Origin of the sequence: Agrobacterium sp. ST15.13.013, from assembly GCF_027956525.1 — a bacterium.
Classification (GTDB): Bacteria; Pseudomonadota; Alphaproteobacteria; order Rhizobiales; family Rhizobiaceae; genus Agrobacterium; species Agrobacterium salinitolerans.
In genome coordinates this window covers 1-2,086 of sequence record NZ_JAQKGP010000064.1, presented here as the reverse complement: position 1 = coordinate 2,086, position 2,086 = coordinate 1, and the positions used below count along the sequence as shown (strand labels likewise).

At 57.8% G+C, this 2,086-nt stretch carries 1 protein-coding gene, 1 tRNA gene and 1 pseudogene; 1 reads left to right on the top strand and 2 read right to left on the bottom strand.

The genetic code is table 11. The features are described from left to right. Nucleotides 1-393 precede the first annotated feature (393 nt). A pseudogene (locus PL597_RS25855) lies at nt 394-846 on the top strand (recombinase family protein); the annotation flags it as partial. A 579-nt stretch (nt 847-1,425) separates the two neighbouring features. Here the strand turns inward: PL597_RS25855 and PL597_RS25850 are convergent. Both PL597_RS25850 and PL597_RS25845 read right to left on the bottom strand, forming a co-directional pair. Next, complete coding sequence (locus tag PL597_RS25850) at nt 1,426-1,770, bottom strand: hypothetical protein (protein ID WP_271366642.1); 345 nt, start codon at nt 1,768-1,770, stop codon at nt 1,426-1,428. A gap of 73 nt (nt 1,771-1,843) precedes the next feature. After that, nucleotides 1,844-1,920, bottom strand: a tRNA-Met gene (locus PL597_RS25845). Between the last annotated feature and the right edge of the window lie 166 nt (nt 1,921-2,086).

The window sequence follows — 2,086 nt, the reverse complement described above, 5'->3', positions numbered from 1 at the left end:
ATCGCTGTCCGCGAATTAGCGGAAATGCTGTCCCGGATTTAGTGAAATCGCTGTCCGGGATTTAATGGAATCCCTGTCCGCGAATTACCGAAACCCGCAGTGATCAGCCAGGTTGAGCGAGAGAGTTCCAATGATACGAATATTGCGGCAAGATCGGTGCGGATAGCGGTCGGCGTATGCGGTTGGGAAGTAACAGCTTCCATGACGGCGTTTCTCCTATGAAGTGAGTGCGTTATCGCAGCCTCACTTTGCCAGAGCGTCGGCCGCTATTCACTCTCCATGGGATCTTTGCGAAATCACTGTCCCGCACTTACTGAAATCGCTGTCCGCGACTTACTGAAATCCGTGTCCCGGACTTTGTGAAACCCGCAGATCAGTCATATCGAGCTGCATATGCGCTCCACGCTCAGTCACGAACTGGTCGAGCAAGGTCGCTTCCGCACACGAGAAGGCATGAAGACGGCGGCGCGCAAGGGCACTGCGACGACCCGCCTCTCCTACGGCTACCGCATCGGTCAGCAGCGCGACGCCAACGGCGACCGGATCAAGGGCCTGCGCGAGATTGAACATGATCAGGCAGAGATCGTCCGCTGGATCTTCGAGCAATATGCAAATGGCGTCAGTCCCGCGGCCATCGCCGCGAGCCTTAATGCGCGCCATATCCCTGCACCGCAGCACAAGTACTGGCGCGACGACACGATCCGTGGTGACGGCAAGCGGCAGGCTGGCATTCTCCACAACGAACTCTATGTCGGCCGGATCGTCTGGAACAAGCAGAATTACCGCAAGAACCCGGAGACCGAACGGCGCACCGCTCGCCTCAACGACAAAAGCGAATGGGTCGTGACAGAGGTACCATCCATGCGCATCGTCAGCGACGAACTGTGGGCGCGCGTAAAGGAACGGCAACTCACGACACTGGAGAACTTTTCCCGCACGACCACCAATCCGCTGAACAGGACACACCGGCCGAGCTACCTGCTGAGCGGCGTGCTGGAATGCGCAGAGTGCGGTGGCTCCTATGCCATCATGGCCAAGGAACGCTACGGCTGCTCCAACCACAAAAACAAGCTGCCAATCGACAGGCTCGACGGCGCCTGCTGTTCCAACCAGAAGACCATTCTCCGCAAGAACCTGGAGGATCGGGTGCTGTCATGCCTGCCGGCTGCATTCTTCAGCATGGGCGTCTTCGACGATGTCGCCGGACAGGCGCGCCAGAACCTTGCAGCCTCGATGAAGAAGGAACCGGACGAGCGCCTGCAGATTTCCGGGGAGTTGAAGGCTGCCGAACAGGAACAGCGCCAGATCATCCAGCAGATCAGTGATCGTGCCGCAGAAGGCCGGCCTCGTCTCGCCGCCTACGACGACATGCTCGACACGCTTGAGGAACGCCGTGCTGGCCTCGAGGCGCGGCTGAAGCAGGTATCAGAGGCGGAAGATTTCGGGGAGAAGGTTAGGAAGCTGAAGGCGCAGGTCAGTCCGGAGGCCGTCGAGCTGGTCATCAACTCTGCCTTCTATTACATGCGCGAGCACGCCGATTCCGAGACGAAGCAGCCCTTCATCAACCTCGTGCGCCAGTTCATCCAGAAGGTGGTGATCGGTAAGACACCCGGCCACCAGCCGGCATCCCTCGAAGTCCACGGCCGCATCGCTTCGATCCTGGCGGCGATGGACGCGGCAACAATCCTGGAGAAGCAGTTCGAGGCGCTGAAGCAGCACGACTATCTGGAGAAACGGCGGGCCGGCGAGCTCGACACGGAGCACAAACAAAAAAAGCTCCTCGACGCTTACGCGGAGGAGCTTTCAATTAAACGACTTGAATGGGCAAATATTCAAGTCTCAGTGGTTGCGGGGGCAGGATTTGAACCTGCGGCCTTCAGGTTATGAGCCTGACGAGCTACCGGGCTGCTCCACCCCGCGTTACCAGCGTAAATCCCTATGGGATTTATCGCGACAGCATCACAGGGACGCTGTGATGCATACTGCTGGAGTAAATTGCGGAGCAATTTATCTCCTTTAAGGGGCGCACCTGATTTTGTACGCCATTTTTATTGCCTTTAAATCTTTGCCTTGAATGACAAAAGGC